The sequence below is a fragment of the Pseudomonas sp. S11P7 genome (genome assembly GCF_023195435.1).
Lineage (GTDB): Bacteria > Pseudomonadota > Gammaproteobacteria > Pseudomonadales > Pseudomonadaceae > Aquipseudomonas > Aquipseudomonas fluorescens_G.
Genome location: NZ_JALPKS020000002.1, coordinates 1,222,334 through 1,242,770 on the forward strand (window position 1 = coordinate 1,222,334; position 20,437 = coordinate 1,242,770).

A 20,437-nucleotide genomic window follows, 5' to 3' on the forward strand; every position below is an offset into this window, starting at 1 on the left:
ATGAGGCGGTCCCGCCTTAATGTGGGAGTGAGCCAGCTCGCGATAGCGGAATGTCAGGCAAGATTTGTTGACTGACCCACCGCTATCGCGAGCAGGCTCGCTCCTACATGGGCTTCGGGTGGGTCAGATGAGGGTGGGAAGGTTGAAAAACGCGCGTGCACACGCGGTGGTATGCGCCGCCAGATCCTCTTCGGTTTCACCACGATGCAACGCCACTTCGCGCAGTACTTCAGTCAGATACGCCGGTTCATTGCGGCCGTTCTTCGGCTTCGGTCGCAGCGTGCGTGGCAGCAGATAGGGCGCATCACTTTCCAGCATCAGGCGTCCGCGTTTGATCTCTTTCACCAGCGGATGCAAGTGCGTGCCGCGACGCTCATCGCAGATCCAGCCGGTGATGCCGATGTGCAGATCAAGGTCGAGGTAACTGAACAACGCCTTGCGCTCGCCAGTGAAGCAATGCACCACGGCGGCGGGCAGTTGATCGCGAAAATCCTTGAGGATCTCCAGCAGGCGCTGGCTGGCATCGCGCTCGTGTAGAAATACTGGCAATTGCAACTCGACGGCCAGCGCCAAGTGCTCTTCGAGGACCTTCTCCTGCTGCGGGCGCGGCGAGAAATCCCGGTTGAAATCCAGCCCGCATTCACCCACGGCGACCACATTGGCTTCGTTGAGCAGACTGCGCAGACGTCGCGCGCTGTCGGCATTCCAGTCGCTGGCCGAATGCGGATGAATGCCGGCGGTGGCGAACAGCCGCTGGCCGCTGTCATCCAGTTGCTGACACAGCTCCAGCGCCTGTTCGCTGCCTTCGACGCTGGTGCCGGTCAGCACCAGTTGGCAGACGCCGGCCGTATAGGCGCGCTCGAGCACCGCCGCGTGTTTGTCGGCGAAACTGGGGTTGGTCAGGTTGACGCCGATATCGATGAGTTGCATGGTGCTACCTCGGGCCGAAGGCCGGAAAGCATACCAGAGCTGTAGATTCATAAGAAAAGCCAAGAACTACAACGACTTATGGCTGTCTGTTGAGGCCGCGAGAGTCCCGGGGTGGCGACAATGCCATCACTGTGCCAGTCTTTCGCACTTTACCAGCGCTCCAGGCGCTCTGTTTTCGTCGGTGATTTCGCTTGAAATCGCCCCGTATTCTTTTCGGAGAGTGGATGCATCGTCCCTCGGTTTTGCTGCTGTTGTGCGCCTCGCTGCTGCTGCCGCTGACGGCGCTTGCGCGCCTGCCCGGACCACTGCAAGCCGTGCCGGCGGCCAAGGTCCGTGACCTGTCCGAGATCCGCAGCAGCCGTGTCCTGCGCGTGCTGGTCAATCAGAGCCGTAACAGCTCCGGTGAGGTTCAAGGCCAGACCATCGGCGTTGAATACCATCGCCTGCGCGCCTTCGAGCAATATCTCAATGGCCACGCCCGCGACGGCCAGGAAGTTACCCTCAAGATCATCCCCAAAGCCAAGGACCAGTTGCTCGGCGCGTTGCAGCGTGGCGAAGGCGACATGGTCGCGCCCGGTGAATTGATGGACTTGCCGGGTGGCTACGCGGTCTCCAGCAGCGAGCCGATCGCCCGTGACGTGCCGTTGGTACTGGTCGGCATCAAGGGCCAGCGGCGCTATACCAAGGTTGAACAACTCTCCGGCAAGACCCTGGCGTTGCCCACCGGCAGCGCGGCGGGGGAGGCGGTCAGTCAGCTCAATCAGAAACTGGCGCTGCACAAACTGGCGCCGATCAACATCGAATGGGTCGATCCGACGCTGGCCGTGGAAGACGTGCTGGAAATGGTTCAGGGCGGCATCTTTCACCTGACCGTCGTCGAACTGCCGATTGCCGAACGCTGGGGCAAGATTCTGCCCAAGCTGCGCCTGGATCGCCAACTGGTCATCAGCGAGCCGGGCGAAGAGCATTGGTTCGTGCGCCGCGATGCCTCGATGTTGCGTGCCAGCATCGATCGCTTTCTGAGCGGCTACAAGAAGCCCTCGAACGAAGACGCCGCGTTTCTGCGCATCTATCGACGCCTGTACCAGGTCCACTATCCGTTGGCCAAGGCCGACCGTCAGCGCCTGGAAAAGCTGCGCCCGACTTTGCAGAAACATGCCCAGGCGCAGAACATGGACTGGCTCAATCTGGCGGCGCTAGCCTTTAAGGAATCACGTCTGCAACCCAATGCCCGCAGCGGCAGCGGCCCGACCGGGTTGATGCAGATCACGCCGTCGGCAGCCCAGCGTGTCGGCGTGAGCAATATCCAGAATCTCGATGCCAATGTGCAGGCCGGGGCCAAGTACCTGGCAATGATCCGTCGCAAATTCTTCAACAGCCCCAAGCTTAACGAGCGTGAACGCATGGCCTTCACCCTCGCGGCGTACAACATCGGCCCCGAGCGCGTACAGGGCATGCGCGCCGAAGCCCGGCGGCGCGGGCTCAACCCCAATCAATGGTTCTTTCAGGTCGAGCGCATTGCCATGGAGCAGGTGGGGATGGGCGCCGTCAGCTATGTTAATAGCGTGAACAAGTACTACTTGGCGTACGACCGGGAACGGGAGTCGTTGGAGCCCGGGTCGCAAAAAGTCGCCACACGAAAGTGATCTAATAAATCGATTGTTATGGCGGAGTTTTTGCGCTTTTAACATGAGTTTTATTGATTAATATAGCGGCCAACCAACACATAAAACCTCTCGCAATAACAAGGAACGCCCCATGAGCTCTCTGATCAACAAAGTACTGTTCACCCGCGCTGGCTACGGCCTGACTGTCCTGCGCATCGCGGTCGGCGTGATCTTCGCCGCGCACGGTTCGCAGAAGCTGTTCGGCCTGTTCGGTGGCTACGGTCTGGCGGGCACCGCGCAATGGATGGAAAGTATCGGTCTGACACCGGGCTACCTGATGGCGACATTGGCTGGCGGTACCGAATTCTTCGCCGGTCTGGCACTGATCATCGGCTTGCTGGTGCGTCCTGCGGCGCTGGGTCTGGCGTTCCTTTCGCTGGTGGCAATCTTCTCGGTGCACATCGGCAACGGTCTGTTCATGGCCAACAACGGTTACGAGTTCGCCCTGGCCTTGCTGGCCGGCAGCATCGCGGTGCTGATCGAAGGCGCCGGCAAACTCTCGGCGGATCGCGCCATCGCCGGTTGAGCGCTCTAACTCAAGGCAAAGGCCCGCATTGTGCGGGCCTTTTTTGTTGCGGGCGATTCTTGACACTGGTCGGTCACGTTATCTAGGATGTTGCTCATGCGCCGATTTAAACAGCTACTTGCGGGGCGCCAGGTGACTCAGACAGTTGCCGTCAGAAGCCGGAACAGGGCTTCGAAATACCGCTAAAGCGCTGGTTCGGTGTTGCCTCTCACCTGCCATGCAGACTTTTGAGGCAGAGACACGACACGATGAATGCACTACGCCCTCCAGCACGTCCCGCACCGATCACGGCGCATATCACCCAGCGCAATCCAAAAATTCTTCTTGGCGGCAAACACCAGCCGACGCTGTTGCGTTATCTCGATGGCTGGCCACGTCGCAGCGGCGGTCCGGCCGCGTTCCTGATTCAGTTTGTCGACGACGGCGAGTCGCTGGCGCGGTTTGCCAGTGACAGTTTCGATCTGGCGGTGATTCAGGCGCCGAGCGCGGAACAAGCGCCGGAAATGATCAAGCAACTGACCCGCGTAGCGCGGCAGGGCCTGATCACCCGGCGCTGAAGCGCTTTACGGATATTCAATCTCCACGATGTAAACCAGCTGCTCGCCTGTCGGCGTCTGTACCCGGACTTCCGCATCCAGCGCCTTGCCGATCAAGGCGCGGGCCAGCGGCGAGTCGATGCTGATGAGGCCGAGTTTCAGATCCAGTTCATCCGGGCCGACAATGCGGTAGCGCGATTGCTTGCCGTCTTCGTCTTCGATGGTCACCCAGGCGCCAAAATAGACCTTGTTCGGATCGCTGGGTTTTTCGCTGACGACTTTCAGCGCTTCCAGCCGTTTGGTGAGAAAGCGCACGCGACTGTCGATCTCGCGGAGCATTTTCTTGCCGTAGGTGTATTCGGCGTTTTCCGAACGATCGCCTTGAGCAGCCGCCTCACTGACTGCTTGCGTCACTTGTGGGCGGCGCACATGCCACAATTCATGAAATTCGGCGCGCATCCGCGCTTCACCTTCAGGGGTGATCAGCGCGGTGCCGGCAGTGCGGGGAGGGCGATAACGGCTCATGGCAACTTCTTGTGATTGAGACCGCTGGAGTCTATCAACCCTCGCGCAACACTGTCAGCGGGCTGGCGTTAAGCGCACGACGAGTGCCAAACACGCCGGCACCGCCGATCAGCACCGCGCCGATCAATGGCAGCACCAGCAACCACGGATGTGGATGCCACGGCAGGTCGAAGGCAAAGCGATACAGCACCAGACTCACCACTTCCGAACCGATGGCCGCGAGCAAACCGCTCACCGCACCGAGCAGGCCGAATTCGATGCGTCGCGCCTTGATCAGCAATTGCCGCTCGGCCCCCAGCGCCCGCAACAGTGCGCCTTGGCGAATACGCTCATCCAGTGTCGCTTGCAAGCCGGAAAACAGCACCGCCATCCCCGCCGCCAGGACAAACAACAACACGTACTCCACCGCCAGAGTGACCTGGGCGAGGATGCTGCGCAGTTGCTCAAGCAATGCCTCGACCTGGAGAATGGTCACCGCAGGGAAGGTGCGCGACAGTTCGACAATCTGCTGATCATGACCGGGGGCCAGATAGAAGCTGGTCAGGTACGTCGCCGGCAGATCCTTCAACGTGCCGGGCTGGAAGATCATGAAGAAGTTCGGCTGGAAATTGTCCCAGTTGATCTCGCGCAGGCTGGTCACTCGCGCTTCACGGTTGACCCCGCCGACGCTGAACACCATGTGGTCGCCCAGTTTGAGTTTGAGACTTTCGGCGACTTTGCCTTCCACCGAGACACCCGGCACATCGTCGCCTGGCTGGTCCTTCCACCATTCACCCGCGGTGAGCTTGTTGCCGGGCGGCAGATCCGCCGCCCAGGTCAGGCTCAAATCCCGTTGAATCGCACGATCACCTGCCGAATCCTTGCTGACGATTTGCTGCACCGCTTCGCCGTTGATGCTGATCAGGCGCCCCGGCACGACCGGATAGAGTGGCGCGGCTTGCGCAGAGACTTTGATCAGGTGATCGGTAAAGGCTTGTTTGTCGCCCGGCAGGATATTCAGTGCGAAATAGTTCGGCGCGTTTTTCGGCAACTGGTTCTGCCAGGTGTCGAGCAGTTCGCCACGCAGCAGGGCGATCAGGGCCATGGACAGCAGAATCAGACCGAATGCCAGTGACTGACCCGCCGCCGCCAACGGATGGCGCAGCAGTTGTCCCAAGCCCAGGCGCCACGGCAATGAGGCACGGGCGAGCATGCGCCGCAAGCTTTGCAGCAACAGTAACAGCAAGCCACCCAGGACCAGCGCCGCCACCACACCGCCGCCGAGCAGGGCGAAGGTCAGCAACAGATCCAGGCTCAGCCGCCACATGATCAGGCCCAGCGCGCCCAATGCGGCGCCGTAGACCATCCAGGTGCTCGACGGAATCGGCAGCATGTCGCGGCGCAACACCCGCAGCGGCGGCACGCGACCCAGTGCGGCCAGCGGCGGCAAGGCAAACCCGGCCAGTGCCACCAGCCCGGTGCCGATCCCGGCAATTGCCGGAAACAGGCCGCCCGGTGGAACATCGGTCGGCAGCAAATCATGCAGCAGCGCGAACAGGCCCAGTTGCGCCAGCCAACCCAGCAGTGCACCGCTGAGGGCGGCGAGCAGGCCGAGGACCGTCAGTTGAACACTGAACAACAGCATGGTTTCGCGCCGCGACAGGCCGAGGCAGCGCAGCAGCGCGCTGGCGTCGAAACGGCGACTGGCGAAACGATTGGCCGACAGCGCCACCGCGACCCCGGCCAGTAACACCGCGACCAGACTGGCCATGTTCAGATAACGCTCGGCTTTGCCCAGGGCACCGCCAATCTGCCGGTTGCCATCGCGAGCATCCTGAATCCGCTGATTGGCGGCGAGCCCGGGTTTGATCAGTTGCCGGTAGGTTTCCAGCGCCTGCGGTTCACCGCGCCACAGTTCTCGGTAACTGACCCGGCTGCCGGGTTGCACTACACCGGTGGCGGCGAGGTCATCGAGGTTGATCATTACCCGCGGGGTCAGGCTGTAGAAGTTACCGGCGCGATCCGGCTCGTAGGTCAGTACCCGCGTCAGCTTCAAGGTTTTCATGCCGACGTCGATGCTGTCGCCGATTTGCAGATCCAGTGCAGTCAGCAGGCGTGCCTCGACCCAGGCTTCGCCGGGTTGCGGTTCGCCGCCCACTTCTTCGGGCGCGAAGGGTGCGGCGGCGCTTTTCAGTTCGCCGCGTAGCGGGTAGGCGCGGTCGACGGCTTTGATACTCGACAACTGAATACCGTTGTCGGTCGCGATGACACTGGAGAACTCCACCACTTGCGCGTGCTGCAGGCGCAGTTCACTGCCGCTTCGGATTTGTTCTTCACGCGCTGGTGAGCTGCCCTCCAGCACCAGGTCGGCGCCTAGAAACTCGGTGGCGCGCAGGGTCATGGCACCATTCAGGCGGGCACCGAAGTAGCCGATGGCGGTACTCGCCGCCACAGCCACTACCAAGGCAAAAAACAGCACGCGCAACTCACCGGCGCGGGCATCGCGCAACAGTTGGCGTATCGCGAGACTGCACAGACGCAACAGCGGCAGGCGCACCATCAAGGCTCCAGAGGGGCGACCAGGCGCCCGGCTTCAAGACGGATCAGGCGCCGGCAACGATGGGCCAGGCGTTCGTCGTGGGTCACCAGCACCAGGGTGGTGCCGCGTTCCTTGTTCAGTTCGAACAGCAGATCGCTGATGCGCTCGCCGGTGTGGCTGTCGAGATTGCCGGTCGGTTCATCGGCGAACAGCACGTCGGGTTCGGCGGCGAAGGCGCGGGCGATGGCTACGCGTTGTTGTTCTCCACCCGAGAGCTGACGCGGCGAGTGGGTCAGGCGCTGGCCGAGACCGACGCGCTCGAGCAATTGGGTCGCGCGCTCGCGGGCATCTTTGCGGCCGTCGAGCTCCAGCGGCAGCATGACGTTTTCCAGTGCATTGAGGCTGTCGAGCAATTGAAACGACTGGAAGACGAAACCCACATGTTCGGCACGAATGCGCGCGCGCTGGTCTTCGTCGAGATTGCTCAGGCCTTGCCCGGCGAGCACCACTTCGCCGCTGCTCGGCAGATCGAGGCCGGCGAGCAGACCGAGGAGGGTGGATTTGCCCGAACCGGAGGCGCCGACGATGGCCAGGCTGTCGCCCTTGTTCAGTTCCAGGCTGAGTTCGTGCAGGATAGTCAGTTCACCTTCCGCGCTGGCTACCACTTTGCTGAGGTCCTTCGCGGTGAGAATGCTTGCGCCCATGGAGAATCCGATGCGAGTGTGGTTTTTGAGTGCTGGCCTGGCCTTGATGTGCATGGCCCAGAACGCAGCGGCGGGTACAGTCCTGATCGTCGGCGATAGTATCAGCGCCGGTTTCGGACTGGATACCCGCCTGGGGTGGGTGTCGTTGCTCGAACAACGGCTCAAACAGGAGGGTTTCGACGACAAAGTGGTCAATGCCTCCATCAGCGGCGACACCAGCGCGGGAGGCCAGGCGCGGCTGCCGGCGCTGCTTGCAGAGCATAAGCCGGAGCTGGTGATCCTCGAGCTGGGTGGCAATGACGGCCTGCGCGGAATGCCGCCAACGCAATTGCAACAAAACCTTACCTCGATGATCGACAGCGCTCGCCAGGCAGGTGCCAAGGTACTGTTGCTCGGCATGCAATTGCCGCCCAATTACGGCAAGCGTTACACCGATGCGTTTGCCGAGGTCTACGGCAAGCTCGCCGAAGAGAAAAAGGTCCCGTTGGTGCCGTTTTTTCTTGAAGGTGTCGGCGGCCATCCGGACCTGATGCAGGCCGACGGTCTGCACCCGGCAGCCGGGGCTCAGGGCAAGTTGCTGGAAAATGTCTGGCCGACGCTAAAACCACTGTTATGAGGCTTTTCTAGCGGCAGGCTTTCGGCTAATGTGGCGCCCCCTTATTCGGAGGCCCCGATGCCGCGTCCTGCCTGGTCCCTGTTTGCCTACCAACTGATCGAGCCTGACGAACAGCTGGATCTGTTTGCCTGCCAGGAAGTGCGGGTGCATCTGGTGACCCGTCAGCTCGAACTCGGCGGCTCGGCCGATCGCACCTTGTGCGGCAGTCTGTTGCCGGCGCAACCGCGCTGGTCGAGCGTGGATCGCCGGGTGTTTCAGGATCAGCGCCTGTGTTCGCTGTGCCGGGCCATTCTGGAATCGCAGAAGCGCGGCACCTCGCCGATCTGGCCGGAGCTGCGTTTCGAGCTCTGACCCTGTGCAAGCGAGCAGGCTCGCTCCCATACTGAACGCACCCTGTCGCCTATAGCCGCGCTACCTCCCCGAATTCCCATGCCGCGGTGTACAATCGCGCGCTTGTACCCTTGATGATCATGCGAAGGATTTTCCGGATGTTGCCGCGCTTTCCTGCCGTCACCCGCTGCCTGTCACTTGCCGCCCTGTGTGTGGCCGGTCCCGTTGCTGCATTGGAGCTTCCCCTGCCACCGCCTGGCGAAGACATCGTCGGCCAGGTGCAGGTGATCAAAGCCAAATACGAAGATACGTTTGCCGATCTGGGCACGAAGTACGATCTGGGCTACTCGGAAATGGTCGCGGCCAACCCCGGTGTCGATGCCTGGTTGCCTGGCGCCGGCACCGAGATCGTGTTGCCGACGCGCTTCATTCTGCCGCCAGGGCCGCGCGAAGGTATCGTCATCAACCTCGCCGAATACCGCCTCTATTACTTTCCCAAAGGCCGGAACGTGGTCTACACCTTCCCGCTGGGGATCGGTCGTGAAGGCTGGGGCTCGCCGATAGCGCACACCTCGATCATTGCCAAAACGCCCAATCCGACCTGGACACCGCCGGCTTCGATCAAGGCTGAACACGCCGCTGATGGTGACCCGCTGCCAAACGTCGTGCCCGCCGGTCCGGACAACCCGCTGGGGCCGTTCAAGTTCACCCTCGGCACACCGGGTTACCTGATCCACGGCTCGAACAAGAAGTTCGGCATCGGCATGCGCACCAGCCACGGCTGCTTCCGCATGTTCAACAATAACGTGCTGGAAATGGCCGACATGGTGCCGGTCGGCACGTCGGTGCGCATTCTCAACGATGCCTACAAGTTCGGCAGCAGTGGTGGCAAGGTCTATCTGGAAGCCCACACGCCGATTGACGACAAGGGCAATCCTTCGGTGGTCGACAAGCACACGGCGGTCATCAACGCGATGCTCAAGCGTGAAGACGTCACCAGTAATCTGCGTGTGAATTGGGATGTGGTGCGTGACGTGGTCGCGGCCGAAGACGGACTGCCAACGGAAATCGGCACACCGAGCGGTTCGGCACCGATTGTTGCGAATACGCCGATCGACATGCAGCAGTAAATCGCAAGTCGAGCCCGTCGCCGCGTTACGCAGCGACGGGTTTTTTATGGCCCGCAGAAAAGCATCAGGCATAAAAAAGCCGACCCGAAAAAATCGGGTCGGCCTGATAACAATCCCGAGGGATTATTACTTGCGGCTAGCTTTGTCCAGCATGCGCAGAGCACGCTCGTTAGCTTCGTCAGCAGTCTGTTGTGCTTTTTGAGCAGCAGCCAGAGCTTCATCAGCTTTACGGTAAGCTTCGTCTGCACGAGCCTGGGAGCGAGCAGCTGCGTCTTCAGTAGCGGTCAGACGTGCTTCGGTTTCTTTCGATGCGCTGCTGCAACCGGTAGCCAGAACTGCGGCCAGAGCCAGAGCAGAGAATTTCAGAACGTTGTTCATCGTGTTCCCCTTCAAGGACTTTCAAATTAAGTAGCTGTCTCCTCACGATTGAGGAAATAGCCGGCGTACATACTACCCATTACTTGTAGTAAGTAAACTGACGTAGCGCAAGAAGCAAAAAAAATTGTAGGCGTTGATTCTTTTTCGAGCAACTTTTAACTGCGCTGTATAAAAAACATCCAGCTGCAAGCCCCGCCCCGAGCGACTTGATTGGAAAAAGTTCCCTGACTGTGATGCTCTTTTCGCGTCTTCGGCTAAAGTCTGCCTAAATGAATTCGTCGATACTTTTGTTCCGTTTCCGTGAGCGGCCTGGCGTATCTTTTTGATGCTCAGGTGACTTTATAAAAGGTTGCACGTCTCAAGTCTCAACAACCGGCAATGTTCAGCTGAGCGGCCCGCGAAGATCTTCTTCCGAGACTGTCCTGCGTCCCCCGGGAGCCACCCCGCGCAACGCGCTCGAATGACGAGCGCATCTTGAGCATTCCCGCCAATGGTGCCTACTATTTATCAGGTGTCAGGGTGCGCGAGATCGGTGTGGCTCTTCTCGGTGTCCGTCAGACACGGGGTGGCGTAGATGTTCCTTCGCCGGGAAAACATCGGTAAGGTAGGGGTCACAATCCAAGACCCGCGAGGAGTAGTGATGAGCGAGGCGTTGTCCATCCACCATGACCAGGCTGGTCATCAGTTCGAGACCACCGTGGACGGTCATCGTGCCTATCTGACCTATATGGATCTGGGAAAACAGACCCTGGATATCTACCGCACGTTCGTGCCCAACGCCCTGCGTGGCCGGGGCGTTGCTGCCGCGCTGACCGAAAGTGCGTTGAATTACGCTGAAGAAATGGGCTACACGGTGATCCCGTCGTGCTCCTACGTCGAGCGCTACATGGAGCGCCACCAGCGCCGCGCCGCGAAAATCTGAACGGCACACACAAAAACGCCGGGCACTGCCCGGCGTTTTTTTGTGCCTGCAAAACGTCGATCAGGTGCGCTGACGTTTCGGCAATACGTCCTTGAGCTTGGCGTGCATGCTGCGCAGGGTGGTTTCGGTGGCGGACCAGTCGATGCACGCGTCGGTGATCGACACGCCGTATTGCAGATCGGCGAGGTCTTTGGGGATCGCCTGGCAGCCCCAGTTCAGATGGCTCTCGACCATCAGGCCGATGATCGACTGGTTGCCTTCAAGGATCTGGTTGGCGACGTTTTCCATCACCAGCGGTTGCAGGGCCGGGTCCTTGTTGGAGTTGGCGTGGCTGCAATCGACCATGATGTTCGGCTTGATCTTGGCCTTGTTCAGCGCCTGCTCGCACAGGGCGACGCTGACCGAATCGTAGTTCGGCTTGCCGTTACCGCCGCGCAGCACCACGTGACCGTAGGCGTTGCCTTTGGTGGTGACGATCGACACGCCGCCTTCCTGGTTGATACCGAGGAAGCGGTGCGGGCTCGACACTGACTGCAGGGCGTTGATCGCCACGGTCAGGCCGCCATCGGTGCCGTTCTTGAAGCCGACCGCCGAGGACAGGCCGGAAGCCATTTCCCGGTGGGTCTGCGATTCGGTGGTGCGCGCGCCAATCGCCGACCAGCTGATCAGGTCCTGCAAGTACTGCGGCGAGATCGGGTCGAGGGCTTCGGTGGCGGTCGGCAGGCCTTTTTCCGCCAGATCCAGCAGCAACTGGCGACCGATATGCAGGCCGTCCTGAATCTTGAACGAGTCATCCAGGTACGGGTCGTTGATCAGGCCTTTCCAGCCTACGGTGGTGCGCGGCTTTTCGAAGTACACGCGCATCACCAGATACAGGGTGTCGGAAACTTCTTCGGCCAGCACCTTGAGGCGATCGGCGTATTCGTGGGCAGCCTTGATGTCATGGATCGAGCACGGGCCGATCACGACGAACAGACGGTGGTCGGTGCCGTCAAGAATGTTGCGAATGACTTCGCGGCCCTTGGTGACGGTGCGCAGGGCGGCATCGCTCAGAGGGATATCGCGCTTGAGCTGATCGGGAGTGATCAGGGTCTCGTTAGAGGCGACGTTCAGGTCGTTGATCGGTAAATCAGCCATCGTTTACTCGTCAGGTCACGGGTGCCGGCCGCCAGCGATCCCCGCGCGGCGGGGCACAGCAGATTTAGCGCGTCGGGGGAGCCGAACCTTAGCGCGTCGGGCGCTGCTCGACAATGGGCAAACAGCGCTTTAGTCCAATGTCGGCGGCATAAAAGCCTTGTGCACGGTGTCGTGGGAGAACTCGTCAGCGTGCTGCTCGACCCATTGCAGGGCCAGCGCCTGAATATCCTGCAGATCGTCGTGGCTGTTTTTCATGCGGTAGAAGCGCTCGATCTGACACACCTGCTCACCCATTCGCGCACTGAACAGCGTCTGCTCGTCGGTGAACGCGATGCCCACCAGGTAACCTTTTTTGCGCCGCAGACACCACGCCACATAGCCCGGGTAACACAGCTCGGCATTCACGCTTGGCATGCGCACCTGCAACGCGGTGCCATGGCGCCATGCGCGGTGGTAATTGCAAGCGATGCCGCCGAGGCTGATAGTGTGCAGCTGTTGTCTGGAAATGCATTCAGGCTTGAGCAACGTCAATTCAACCGGCACTTCGTCCGGATGAGGAATGAAACGTCCCATGAGCACGGACTCCCTGTGTCGGCCATCTGACATTGTTTCCCCCAGTATAGTGGTCGAATCCGAACTGACCGATTTCGACGCCGACCAGCGCCTGTTGGCGATGAGTGGCGTTTCCCTGGTGATATTCACCAGCGTCGGCTGCGCCAGTTGCCGCTATGCCCGCGAAGTGTTGCCGGGGCTGGCGTTGGCCGTCGATCACCTGTGCTGGATCGATGCCGGCGACAACGGCGGACTGGTCGAGCGTTATCAGGTATTTCATTTGCCGGCGCTGTTTGTGGTACGCGACGGCGAGTTCTTTGGCGCATTGCACACGCGCCTGACTGCCGATGCGTTGAACGCCGCGTTGGCGCAGGCATTGGGTCGAACTGCAGAGGAGTTGCCGTGATGGGGGCAGAGCACAAACCCGTGGTGGGGATTATCGGCACCGGGGCGATTGGCGGTTTTTACGGGGTGATGCTGGCGCGTGCGGGCTTCGATGTGCACTTTCTGTTGCGCAGCGAGTTTCCGGCGGTGGCTGAACGTGGCTTGCAGGTCAACAGCGCCGTGCATGGCCCGCTGACGCTGAATCCGGCGCAGGCCTATTGCGCCGCTGCCGACATGCCCAAGTGCGACTGGCTGCTGGTCGGCGCGAAAACCACCAGCAACGCCGATCTGGCGCCGGCGATTATCGAGGCGGCCAAGCCCGACGCCAAAGTGCTGTTGCTGCAGAACGGCCTCGACGTCGAAGACAGCTTGCGCCGACTGCTCCCCGATTCCCTGCATCTGCTGGGCGGCTTGTGCCTGATCTGCGTCCATCGCGAAGGCCCCGGCGTGATCACTCATCAAGCCTTGGGCGCGGTGAACATCGGTTACCACAGCGGTCCGGCCATTGATGAGCTGGCGCGCATGGCGATTGTCGAAGAGGGCGCCGGGCTGTTTCGCGCTGCCGGGATCGATTCCCAGGCGATGCCCAATCTGCATCAGGCACGCTGGCAGAAACTGGTGTGGAACATTCCCTACAATGGACTTTCGGTATTGCTGGGTGCCGGCACCCGCGCGCTGATGGCCGATGCCGACAGCCGCACGTTGATCCAGGCGCTGATGGTCGAAGTGGTGCAGGGCGCCAAGGCTTGTGGCCACGATATGCCGCCGGGCTACGCGGATTACCTGTTTACGATGACCGACAAAATGCCCGACTACTGGCCGAGCATGTACCACGACTTTTTGCACAAGCGGCCGATGGAGCTGGAAGCGATCTATGCTCGGCCATTGGCAGCCGCGAAAGCGGCAGGCTGCGAACTGCCGCGCATCGAATCGCTGTACCGCACTTTGGGATTTATCGACCGACGCAACCTTTAACCGGTCGCTCTGGGGGAAAACATGGCCAACAACATCGATGACAAACTGGTGCTGGCGATCTCGTCGCGTGCCTTGTTCGACCTGAGCGAAAGCCACAAGGTCTACCTGTCGAGTGGCGTTGAGGCCTATCGGCAATATCAGATCGAACACGAGGACGAGATTCTCGCGCCCGGTGATGCCTTCCCGCTGGTGGAAAAACTGCTGAGCCTGAACAGCCGCCTCGGCCGTGCGCGGGTCGAAGTGATTCTGGTCTCGCGCAACAGCGCCGACACCGGGCTGCGCGTGTTCAACTCGATCCATCATTACGGTCTGGCGATCTCCCGCGCGGCGTTTGTCGGCGGGCGCAGTCCTTATCCTTATCTGAAAGCCTTTGGCTGCGACCTGTTTCTGTCCACCCACGCCGAGGATGTGCGCGCGGCGCTGGACGCCGGTTTTGCCGCGGCGACGATTCTGTCCGGTGGCGCCAGCCGTGCTGCCAGTGACGAATTGCGCATCGCTTTCGACGGCGACGCGGTGATTTTTTCTGACGAGTCGGAGCGCATTTATCAGTCCGGCGGCCTCGCAGCGTTTCAGGCCAAGGAACGCGAGTCGGCGCGCGAGCCGTTGCGCGGCGGCCCGTTCAAGGGCTTTCTCGCGGCGCTCAATCTGCTCCAGCGCGAGTTTCCCGATGATGACTGCCCGATCCGTACCGCACTGGTCACCGCACGCTCGGCTCCGGCCCATGAGCGGGTCATCCGCACCTTGCGCGAGTGGGACATCCGTCTCGATGAATCGCTGTTTCTCGGCGGTCTGACCAAATCGGCGTTCCTCGAAGCCTTCGCTGCCGACGTGTTCTTCGATGATCAGACCGGGCATTGCGAGCTGGCCCGCGAAGTGGTTGCCACCGGCCATGTGCCCCACGGCATCAGCAACGAACCATCGATTTAAAGCCCTTTGGCTCAAGACGTTGCCTCGCCCGTCGTACTCGTCAAGGCACTGCTAAGCTGAATCAATCTCCGCCATGTTGGCTTGCGAGGAGGTCATATGATTCGTTCGATGCTGTATGCCACTGACCTCGGTCTGTACGCCCCGTTCGTGATGCAGCATGCCCTGGCGCTGGCGCGCACGTTCAATGCCGATCTGTATGTGGTGCACGCGGTGGAGCCGATGGGGCTGTTCGCCGAATCGGTGTTGCAGAGTTATCTCGACGAGCAGGCATTGAACGAATTCCACAGCCAGGGTCTGAAAACAGTCATCGCCAATATCGAGCAGCGCGTGCTGGAGAGCTTTCGCGAAGAACTCGGCGACGATGGCGAACTGGATCTGCAGCGCATACGTGCGGTGCGCGTACTGCAGGGCGATCCGTCGCAGGTGATTCTCGACCAGGTGCAGAAACTCTCGGTCGATCTGCTGATCGTAGGCAGTCACAGCCACGGGGTCGGCGCGGAAACACCCTTGGGGCGGACGGCGGCGCGGGTCCTGCAATTGGCCAAGGTGCCGGTTTATCTGGTGCCGCTGGTCGAGCGTCGGCGGCGCGAAGATCGCTGAGGCAAAATAATGGCGCTTTGATGAAAAAGTTCTAGATTTATTCTTCAAACCATTAATATAGTTATATACCGTCGCTGATGCCCGTGGCGTCTACCTGCTTTGAGGGATTGATATGAAGCTTCAACAACTGCGCTACATCTGGGAAGTGGCGCACCACGACCTCAACGTTTCCGCTACAGCCCAAAGCCTTTACACCTCACAACCGGGCATCAGTAAGCAAATCCGTCTGCTGGAAGACGAACTGGGCGTCGAAGTGTTTGCCCGCAGCGGCAAACACCTGACCCGCGTCACCCCGGCTGGCGAGCGCATCATCACCACCGCTGGCGAGATTCTGCGCAAGGTCGAGAGCATCAAGCAGATCGCTCAGGAGTTCTCCAACGAGAAAAAGGGCACCCTGTCGATCGCCACTACGCACACCCAGGCCCGTTACGCGCTGCCACCGGTGATCAGCAATTTCATCAAACAATATCCCGACGTGGCCCTGCACATGCATCAAGGCTCGCCGATGCAAATCGCCGAAATGGCCGCTGACGGCACCGTCGATTTCGCCATTGCCACCGAAGCGCTGGAGCTGTTCGGCGATCTGGTGATGATGCCGTGCTACCGCTGGAACCGTTGCGTGGTTGTGCCCCAGGGCCACCCGCTGACCAAGCTGCCGAAGCTGACGCTGGAAGCCCTCGCCGAATACCCGATCGTGACGTATGTGTTCGGTTTCACCGGCCGTTCGAAACTCGACGAAGCCTTCAGTCATCGCGGCCTGACCCCGAAAGTGGTGTTCACCGCCGCCGACGCCGACGTGATCAAAACCTACGTGCGCCTGGGTCTGGGCGTGGGCATCGTCGCTAAAATGGCGGTCGACACCAAACTCGACAACGATCTGGTGGTGCTCGACGCCAGCGAGTTGTTCGAGTCGAGCGTGACCAAGATCGGTTTCCGTCGCGGCACGTTCTTGCGTGGTTTCATGTGCGACTTCATCGAGAAATTCGCCCCTCACCTGACCCGCGAAGTCATGGCCAGAGCCATTCAATGCCACAACAAGCAGGAACTGGAAGAACTGTTCGACGGCGTCGAACTGCCGGTTCACTGATCCGCTGTCTCAGAGCACCTCGGTGACCGCGAATTGTTGCCGGGTGCCCGCCACCAGAATCTCCACCTCATCGCCCTCGAACTTGCCCAGCAGGCTTTTGCCCAGCGGCGAGCGCGGGGTGATAACGGTGATCGGCTGACCGACCACATCGACCTTCAAACCGGCTGCATCAGGCGCCAGGAATAGCCATTGCTCGCGGCCTCTTTCGTCTTCCAGACCGAGCAGGGCGCCGATCTCGATGCCGCGCTGTTCATCGTAGGCACGCAGCGTCAGGTTCTGGCACAGCGCCAGCGACTGACGAATCTCTTCGACCCGTTTCGCCTGACCGGCCGCCAGATACGACGCCTCGAGACCCAGCGTGTCGTACTTGTTTTCGGCAATGTTCTCTTCGTGAGTCGCGGTTTCGTAAGCGGTTTGCGCAGCGCGCTCGGCGATGTCGAGATCGATGCGCAATTTGTCGAGAATCAGCTGGTGGACTGTGTTTTTATTCATGATCAATCGCAAAATTGCAAAACGTTGGCGCGGCTCTTTTCGCTGGGCGCGGTCTGGTCCTGCTGCAGCCAGAATTGGCATTTGGGGTTGGACGCGTTGCGCGAATTGGCGCGCGCCTGATCCAGTCGAGCCTGCTGTTCGTTCTTGCGCAGGTTTTCTTCGTACTGCTCGAACAGCGGACTCTGCGGCGGGATGTCCGGCCGGGCTTGCACCGGAACAGGCGCAGGCGGATTGGTGATCTGCTGCACGGCCTGCGCGACCGGCGCAAGCTGCTCGGCGAAGATGAACCGCGACAGCAGCCAGCAGGTCAGAGCGATGGCGAGAAAGCCCAGCCACATGCCCAGGGCGATGCTGCCGATCAGATGGAGAGCGCTAAGCTGAACAGGCAAGGGGCGACGCGAACGGGGACGGTAGGGCATGGCTGCCTCCTGGCGGTTAAATGCGGGCAAGTGGCGATTGTCGCACGAAGATTAATCGGCGTCGGCTCTTCTGCGCGAGGGCATTTATGCGGACAATCGACGCTTTTGCCAACGGGAGCCTTGAATGACTGGAACGAACACCCGCTGGGATATTTTCTGCACCGTCGTCGACAACTTCGGCGACATCGGCGTGACCTGGCGCCTGGCCCGGCAACTGGTCGCCGAGCATTCACTGACGGTGCGCTTGTGGGTCGATGATCTGCGCGCCTTCGAACGTCTCTGCCCACAGATCGATATCGACGCCGCGCAGCAATATCAGCAGGGCGTCGAGGTGCGGCACTGGCCCGCTGAGTGGGTACACACTGACGCGGCTGACGTGGTGATCGCCGCGTTCGCCTGCAATCTGCCCAGCGATTACATGGATGCCATGGCCGCGCGTGAACGCCCGCCGCTGTGGCTGAACCTCGACTATCTCAGCGCCGAAGACTGGGTCGTCGGCTGTCACGGATTGCCCTCGGTCAAATATAAAACGGTGCAGAAGATCTTCTTTTTCCCCGGTTTCCAGCCAGGCACCGGCGGACTGTTGCGTGAGCGCGGCTTGCTTGAGCAGCGTCGGCAGTTTCAAAACGATGCCGCAGCGCAGCGACAATTCCTGCAAGGGCTAGGCATCGAGCGCGCACCTGATGCGCAATTGATTTCGCTGTTTGCCTACGAGAATGCCGGGCTGGCCAGTTGGCTCGACGTGCTGGCAGCCGCCGAGGCGCCAACTCATCTGCTGGTGCCGGAAGGCCGGATTCTCGGCGATGTGGCGCGTTGGCTCGAAGTGGAGACGCTGACCGTCGGCGCCATTCATCAGCGCCGGGCGCTCACCGTGCAGGTGTTGCCGTTCGTCCGTCAGGATCAATACGACCATTTGCTCTGGTGCTGCGATTTCAACGCGGTGCGCGGTGAGGACTCATTCGTGCGTGCGCAATGGGCGGGGCGGCCGATGCTCTGGCACATCTATCAGCAGGACGAAGACATCCATCTGGACAAGCTCGACGCGTTCCTCGCGCTGTACACCAAAGCACTGTCGCCGGCGGCTGCCGAGGCGATGAACGGTCTGTGGCGCGCGTGGAGCGCTGGTCAGCCGATCGGTGAGCACTGGCTCGCGGCCCGCAAACACTGGCCAGAACTGCAGGAAAATGCCGAGGCGTGGTGTCTGGAACAGGGCTTGCAGGCGGATCTCGCCACGGCGCTGGTACAGTTTTACCTAAATTGGATATGATACGCGGCCTAGATTTTTGTAAATCCCATCCAAATTCGGATATTCGCAATGAAAACTGGTAAAGAACTCAAACCCGGTACCGTGATCCGTATCGACAACGATCCTTGGCTGGTTCAGAAAGCTGAATTCACCAAGTCGGGCCGTAACAGCGCGATCATGAAGACCAAGCTGAAGAACCTGCTGACCGGTTACAAGACCGAAACCGTTTACGGTGCGGACGACAAGCTGGACGACGTGATCCTGGATCGTAAAGAAGCCACCCTGTCGTTCATCAGCGGTGACACTTACACGTTCATGGACACCACTGACTACACCATGTACGAGCTGAACGCTGACGACATCGAAGCCGTTCTGCCGTTCGTTGAAGAAGGCATGGAAGACGTCTGCGAAGCCGTATTCTTCGAAGGCCGTCTGGTTTCCGTAGAACTGCCGACCACCATCGTGCGCGTAGTTGACTACACCGAAGGTTCGGCGCGTGGCGACACTTCCGGTAAAGTCATGAAGCCAGCCAAGCTGGCCAACGGTACTGAGCTGCAAGTTGCTGACTTCATCGAAATCGGTGACAAGATCGAAATCGACACCCGCGAAGGCGGTTCCTACAAAGGCCGTGCGAAATAAGCACTGCTTTTTACGGAAAGAAAAAACCCGACCATTGAGTCGGGTTTTTTTGTGCCTCATGTGATCACCCGAGCCCCTGTGGGGCGAGCCTGCTCGCGAAAGCGACCTGTCAGCCAACACTTCATCGACTGACACGCCGCCTTCGCGAGCAGGCTCATTCCTGCATGTGGGATGGGTTTATTTCAGATGCTCTTTCAGCTCTTGCGAAGCCTGCAACATCGCCGAACGCACCGCCGGCACCTGGCTGACCACGTTGAGCAAACCGTAATCGTGAATCATGCCGTTGTAACGCACCGACGTTACCGGCACACCGGCTTCGTCGAGTTTGCGTGCGTAGGCTTCGCCTTCATCGCGCAGTACATCGGCGCTGGCGGTTTGCACCAGTGCGGGTGGCAAACCTTTCAGTTGCGCGGTGGTAGCGCGCAGCGGTGAGGCGTAGATCTCGTTACGCTGTTTGGCGTCGGTGGTGTAGTTGTCCCAGAACCACTTCATCATGTTGCGGGTGAGGAAGTGCCCCTCGGCATACTGGTTGTAGGAACCGGTATCGAAGTTGGCATCGGTCACCGGCCACAGCAACGCCTGGAATCTGATCGCCGGGGTGCCCTTGTCTTTGGCCATCAGTGCAACCACCGCGGCCATGTTGCCGCCGACGCTGTTGCCGGCCACCGCCAGGCGTTTGCCATCGACGTTGATCTCCTTGCCGTGTTCCGCCACCCATTTAGTGGCGGCGTAGGCCTGGTTGATCGCCACCGGGTAATGCGCTTCCGGCGAAGGGGTGTAATTGACGAACACCGCCGCCGCACCTGAACCGGCCACCAGATCACGGACCAGACGTTCATGAGTCGGGAAATCCCCCAGCACCCAGCCGCCACCGTGGAAGAACATGAACACCGGCAGCTCGCCCTTGACCCCGGCCGGCCGGACGATGGTCAGGCTCAACGGTTGGCCATCGACCTGGATGGTCTTCTCGCTGACATCGGCTTTTGGCAGTGTCAGTTTGACCCCGGACTGCGCGCCGACCAGCACGGCGCGGGCATCCTTGGGCGACAGCTGCTCGATCGGCTTGCCGCTGCCGGCATTCAGCACATCGAGAAACGCCTGGGTGTTGTGTTCGACATCACCGGCGAAGGCGCTGTGCACGGACAGGGCGAGAAGGGTACCGGTCAAGACTTTGCTGAAAGTGTTCATGGTCAATTT

At 60.5% G+C, this 20,437-nt stretch carries 24 protein-coding genes; 14 read left to right on the forward strand and 10 right to left on the reverse strand.

The annotated features are described in order from the left end of the window. Positions 1-123: 123 nt before the first annotated feature. Positions 124-930 (reverse strand): TatD family hydrolase, encoded by an 807-nt coding sequence (locus tag M0746_RS05665; RefSeq protein WP_258448458.1) that lies wholly within the window; start codon positions 928-930, stop codon positions 124-126. Between the two features lie 224 nt (positions 931-1,154). Here M0746_RS05665 and M0746_RS05670 point away from each other — a divergent pair, with 224 nt between their 5' ends. The 3 genes from M0746_RS05670 to M0746_RS05680 all read left to right on the forward strand — a co-directional run bounded on the left by M0746_RS05670 (position 1,155) and on the right by M0746_RS05680 (position 3,680). Next, on the forward strand, positions 1,155-2,576 hold the full coding sequence (locus M0746_RS05670) for a transglycosylase SLT domain-containing protein (protein WP_258448459.1): 1,422 nt from the start codon (positions 1,155-1,157) through the stop codon (positions 2,574-2,576). A gap of 112 nt (positions 2,577-2,688) precedes the next feature. Further along, positions 2,689-3,123, forward strand: a complete 435-nt coding sequence (locus tag M0746_RS05675) for a DoxX family protein (RefSeq protein ID WP_208940291.1) — start codon at positions 2,689-2,691, stop codon at positions 3,121-3,123. Between the two features lie 248 nt (positions 3,124-3,371). After that, on the forward strand, positions 3,372-3,680 hold the full coding sequence (locus M0746_RS05680) for a hypothetical protein (RefSeq protein ID WP_090284993.1): 309 nt from the start codon (positions 3,372-3,374) through the stop codon (positions 3,678-3,680). Positions 3,681-3,686: 6 nt separating this feature from the next. On the opposite strand, the gene greB is transcribed toward M0746_RS05680, so the two are convergent. From greB to M0746_RS05695, 3 genes are read right to left on the reverse strand one after another with little or no spacing between them, the layout of a single operon-like run. Further along, positions 3,687-4,184 (reverse strand): transcription elongation factor GreB, encoded by a 498-nt coding sequence (gene greB, locus M0746_RS05685; RefSeq protein WP_203418896.1) that lies wholly within the window; start codon positions 4,182-4,184, stop codon positions 3,687-3,689. Between the two features lie 34 nt (positions 4,185-4,218). Beyond that, the gene (locus M0746_RS05690) at positions 4,219-6,723 is read right to left on the reverse strand and encodes an ABC transporter permease (protein ID WP_258448460.1); all 2,505 of its coding nucleotides are present in this window, start codon (positions 6,721-6,723) and stop codon (positions 4,219-4,221) included. Then, positions 6,723-7,406, reverse strand: a complete 684-nt coding sequence (locus tag M0746_RS05695) for an ABC transporter ATP-binding protein (protein WP_090284986.1) — start codon at positions 7,404-7,406, stop codon at positions 6,723-6,725. Before M0746_RS05695 ends, M0746_RS05690 begins: the two co-directional genes overlap by 1 nt. Positions 7,407-7,416: 10 nt before the next feature. On the opposite strand from M0746_RS05695, the gene M0746_RS05700 reads away from it, so the two are divergent. From M0746_RS05700 to M0746_RS05710, 3 genes are all read left to right on the forward strand, one after another. After that, positions 7,417-8,022 carry an arylesterase gene (locus M0746_RS05700; protein ID WP_258448461.1) on the forward strand — a complete coding sequence of 202 codons (606 nt, stop codon included), beginning with the start codon at positions 7,417-7,419 and terminating at the stop codon, positions 8,020-8,022. Positions 8,023-8,079: 57 nt separating this feature from the next. Beyond that, complete coding sequence (locus M0746_RS05705) at positions 8,080-8,373, forward strand: hypothetical protein (RefSeq protein WP_003226812.1); 294 nt, start codon at positions 8,080-8,082, stop codon at positions 8,371-8,373. 137 nt (positions 8,374-8,510) lie between these two features. Further along, positions 8,511-9,482 (forward strand): L,D-transpeptidase family protein, encoded by a 972-nt coding sequence (locus M0746_RS05710; protein WP_208940295.1) that lies wholly within the window; start codon positions 8,511-8,513, stop codon positions 9,480-9,482. A gap of 126 nt (positions 9,483-9,608) precedes the next feature. Here M0746_RS05710 and oprI read toward each other — a convergent pair whose 3' ends face one another. After that, on the reverse strand, positions 9,609-9,860 hold the full coding sequence (oprI, locus tag M0746_RS05715; RefSeq protein WP_003199355.1) for an outer membrane lipoprotei OprI: 252 nt from the start codon (positions 9,858-9,860) through the stop codon (positions 9,609-9,611). Between the two features lie 640 nt (positions 9,861-10,500). On the opposite strand from oprI, the gene M0746_RS05720 reads away from it, so the two are divergent. Next, positions 10,501-10,782, forward strand: coding sequence for a GNAT family N-acetyltransferase (locus tag M0746_RS05720; RefSeq protein WP_203418892.1), 282 nt, complete (start codon positions 10,501-10,503; stop codon positions 10,780-10,782). A 60-nt stretch (positions 10,783-10,842) separates the two neighbouring features. Here the strand turns inward: M0746_RS05720 and M0746_RS05725 are convergent, their stop codons facing one another. Together M0746_RS05725 and M0746_RS05730 are read right to left on the reverse strand one after the other, a co-directional pair. Continuing rightward, positions 10,843-11,919, reverse strand: a complete 1,077-nt coding sequence (locus M0746_RS05725) for a 3-deoxy-7-phosphoheptulonate synthase (RefSeq protein WP_090284978.1) — start codon at positions 11,917-11,919, stop codon at positions 10,843-10,845. A 129-nt stretch (positions 11,920-12,048) separates the two neighbouring features. Beyond that, a complete protein-coding gene (locus M0746_RS05730; RefSeq protein WP_258448462.1) occupies positions 12,049-12,492 on the reverse strand; it encodes a PilZ domain-containing protein in 444 nt (147 codons plus the stop codon). Here M0746_RS05730 and M0746_RS05735 point away from each other — a divergent pair. The 5 genes from M0746_RS05735 (at position 12,491) to cysB (ending at position 16,444) form a co-directional block, all read left to right on the forward strand. Then, positions 12,491-12,877, forward strand: a complete 387-nt coding sequence (locus M0746_RS05735) for a thioredoxin family protein (RefSeq protein WP_208940297.1) — start codon at positions 12,491-12,493, stop codon at positions 12,875-12,877. The genes M0746_RS05730 and M0746_RS05735 overlap by 2 nt on opposite strands. Beyond that, entirely contained in the window at positions 12,877-13,830 is a 954-nt protein-coding gene (locus M0746_RS05740; RefSeq protein ID WP_258448463.1) for a putative 2-dehydropantoate 2-reductase, read from the forward strand. The genes M0746_RS05735 and M0746_RS05740 overlap by 1 nt, the downstream gene beginning before the upstream one ends. Before the next feature lie 21 nt (positions 13,831-13,851). Then, entirely contained in the window at positions 13,852-14,757 is a 906-nt protein-coding gene (locus M0746_RS05745) for a 5'-nucleotidase (RefSeq protein ID WP_090284970.1), read from the forward strand. Between the two features lie 96 nt (positions 14,758-14,853). Further along, on the forward strand, positions 14,854-15,357 hold the full coding sequence (locus tag M0746_RS05750; protein WP_090284968.1) for a universal stress protein: 504 nt from the start codon (positions 14,854-14,856) through the stop codon (positions 15,355-15,357). A gap of 112 nt (positions 15,358-15,469) precedes the next feature. Beyond that, positions 15,470-16,444, forward strand: a complete 975-nt coding sequence (cysB, locus tag M0746_RS05755) for an HTH-type transcriptional regulator CysB (protein WP_208940300.1) — start codon at positions 15,470-15,472, stop codon at positions 16,442-16,444. A 9-nt stretch (positions 16,445-16,453) separates the two neighbouring features. On the opposite strand, the gene M0746_RS05760 is transcribed toward cysB, so the two are convergent. Continuing rightward, complete coding sequence (locus M0746_RS05760) at positions 16,454-16,936, reverse strand: GreA/GreB family elongation factor (RefSeq protein ID WP_258448464.1); 483 nt, start codon at positions 16,934-16,936, stop codon at positions 16,454-16,456. Between the two features lie 2 nt (positions 16,937-16,938). Further along, on the reverse strand, positions 16,939-17,355 hold the full coding sequence (locus tag M0746_RS05765) for a hypothetical protein (protein WP_258448465.1): 417 nt from the start codon (positions 17,353-17,355) through the stop codon (positions 16,939-16,941). 124 nt (positions 17,356-17,479) lie between these two features. Between M0746_RS05765 and earP the strand changes: the two genes are divergently transcribed. Continuing rightward, the gene (gene earP, locus M0746_RS05770; RefSeq protein WP_258448466.1) at positions 17,480-18,622 is read left to right on the forward strand and encodes an elongation factor P maturation arginine rhamnosyltransferase EarP; all 1,143 of its coding nucleotides are present in this window, start codon (positions 17,480-17,482) and stop codon (positions 18,620-18,622) included. A gap of 48 nt (positions 18,623-18,670) precedes the next feature. Further along, entirely contained in the window at positions 18,671-19,240 is a 570-nt protein-coding gene (locus tag M0746_RS05775; protein WP_208940303.1) for an elongation factor P, read from the forward strand. Positions 19,241-19,417: 177 nt separating this feature from the next. On the opposite strand, the gene M0746_RS05780 is transcribed toward M0746_RS05775, so the two are convergent. Then, entirely contained in the window at positions 19,418-20,428 is a 1,011-nt protein-coding gene (locus tag M0746_RS05780; RefSeq protein ID WP_258448467.1) for an alpha/beta hydrolase, read from the reverse strand. Between the last annotated feature and the right edge of the window lie 9 nt (positions 20,429-20,437).

What these genes read in the sequence shown, in the direction of transcription:
- M0746_RS05740 (WP_258448463.1), top strand. Translation starts at nt 12,877, where the DNA reads ATGGGGGCAGAGCACAAACCCGTGGTGGGGATTATCGGCACCGGGGCG.
- earP (WP_258448466.1), top strand. Translation starts at nt 17,480, where the DNA reads ATGACTGGAACGAACACCCGCTGGGATATTTTCTGCACCGTCGTCGAC.
- M0746_RS05750 (WP_090284968.1), top strand. Translation starts at nt 14,854, where the DNA reads ATGATTCGTTCGATGCTGTATGCCACTGACCTCGGTCTGTACGCCCCG.
- M0746_RS05780 (WP_258448467.1), bottom strand. Translation starts at nt 20,428, where the DNA reads ATGAACACTTTCAGCAAAGTCTTGACCGGTACCCTTCTCGCCCTGTCC.
- M0746_RS05730 (WP_258448462.1), bottom strand. Translation starts at nt 12,492, where the DNA reads ATGGGACGTTTCATTCCTCATCCGGACGAAGTGCCGGTTGAATTGACG.
- M0746_RS05745 (WP_090284970.1), top strand. Translation starts at nt 13,852, where the DNA reads ATGGCCAACAACATCGATGACAAACTGGTGCTGGCGATCTCGTCGCGT.
- M0746_RS05705 (WP_003226812.1), top strand. Translation starts at nt 8,080, where the DNA reads ATGCCGCGTCCTGCCTGGTCCCTGTTTGCCTACCAACTGATCGAGCCT.
- M0746_RS05735 (WP_208940297.1), top strand. Translation starts at nt 12,491, where the DNA reads ATGAGCACGGACTCCCTGTGTCGGCCATCTGACATTGTTTCCCCCAGT.
- M0746_RS05775 (WP_208940303.1), top strand. Translation starts at nt 18,671, where the DNA reads ATGAAAACTGGTAAAGAACTCAAACCCGGTACCGTGATCCGTATCGAC.
- cysB (WP_208940300.1), top strand. Translation starts at nt 15,470, where the DNA reads ATGAAGCTTCAACAACTGCGCTACATCTGGGAAGTGGCGCACCACGAC.
- M0746_RS05670 (WP_258448459.1), top strand. Translation starts at nt 1,155, where the DNA reads ATGCATCGTCCCTCGGTTTTGCTGCTGTTGTGCGCCTCGCTGCTGCTG.
- M0746_RS05690 (WP_258448460.1), bottom strand. Translation starts at nt 6,723, where the DNA reads ATGGTGCGCCTGCCGCTGTTGCGTCTGTGCAGTCTCGCGATACGCCAA.
- M0746_RS05725 (WP_090284978.1), bottom strand. Translation starts at nt 11,919, where the DNA reads ATGGCTGATTTACCGATCAACGACCTGAACGTCGCCTCTAACGAGACC.
- M0746_RS05675 (WP_208940291.1), top strand. Translation starts at nt 2,689, where the DNA reads ATGAGCTCTCTGATCAACAAAGTACTGTTCACCCGCGCTGGCTACGGC.
- M0746_RS05760 (WP_258448464.1), bottom strand. Translation starts at nt 16,936, where the DNA reads ATGAATAAAAACACAGTCCACCAGCTGATTCTCGACAAATTGCGCATC.
- greB (WP_203418896.1), bottom strand. Translation starts at nt 4,184, where the DNA reads ATGAGCCGTTATCGCCCTCCCCGCACTGCCGGCACCGCGCTGATCACC.
- M0746_RS05700 (WP_258448461.1), top strand. Translation starts at nt 7,417, where the DNA reads ATGCGAGTGTGGTTTTTGAGTGCTGGCCTGGCCTTGATGTGCATGGCC.
- M0746_RS05765 (WP_258448465.1), bottom strand. Translation starts at nt 17,355, where the DNA reads ATGCCCTACCGTCCCCGTTCGCGTCGCCCCTTGCCTGTTCAGCTTAGC.
- oprI (WP_003199355.1), bottom strand. Translation starts at nt 9,860, where the DNA reads ATGAACAACGTTCTGAAATTCTCTGCTCTGGCTCTGGCCGCAGTTCTG.
- M0746_RS05680 (WP_090284993.1), top strand. Translation starts at nt 3,372, where the DNA reads ATGAATGCACTACGCCCTCCAGCACGTCCCGCACCGATCACGGCGCAT.
- M0746_RS05695 (WP_090284986.1), bottom strand. Translation starts at nt 7,406, where the DNA reads ATGGGCGCAAGCATTCTCACCGCGAAGGACCTCAGCAAAGTGGTAGCC.
- M0746_RS05720 (WP_203418892.1), top strand. Translation starts at nt 10,501, where the DNA reads ATGAGCGAGGCGTTGTCCATCCACCATGACCAGGCTGGTCATCAGTTC.
- M0746_RS05665 (WP_258448458.1), bottom strand. Translation starts at nt 930, where the DNA reads ATGCAACTCATCGATATCGGCGTCAACCTGACCAACCCCAGTTTCGCC.
- M0746_RS05710 (WP_208940295.1), top strand. Translation starts at nt 8,511, where the DNA reads ATGTTGCCGCGCTTTCCTGCCGTCACCCGCTGCCTGTCACTTGCCGCC.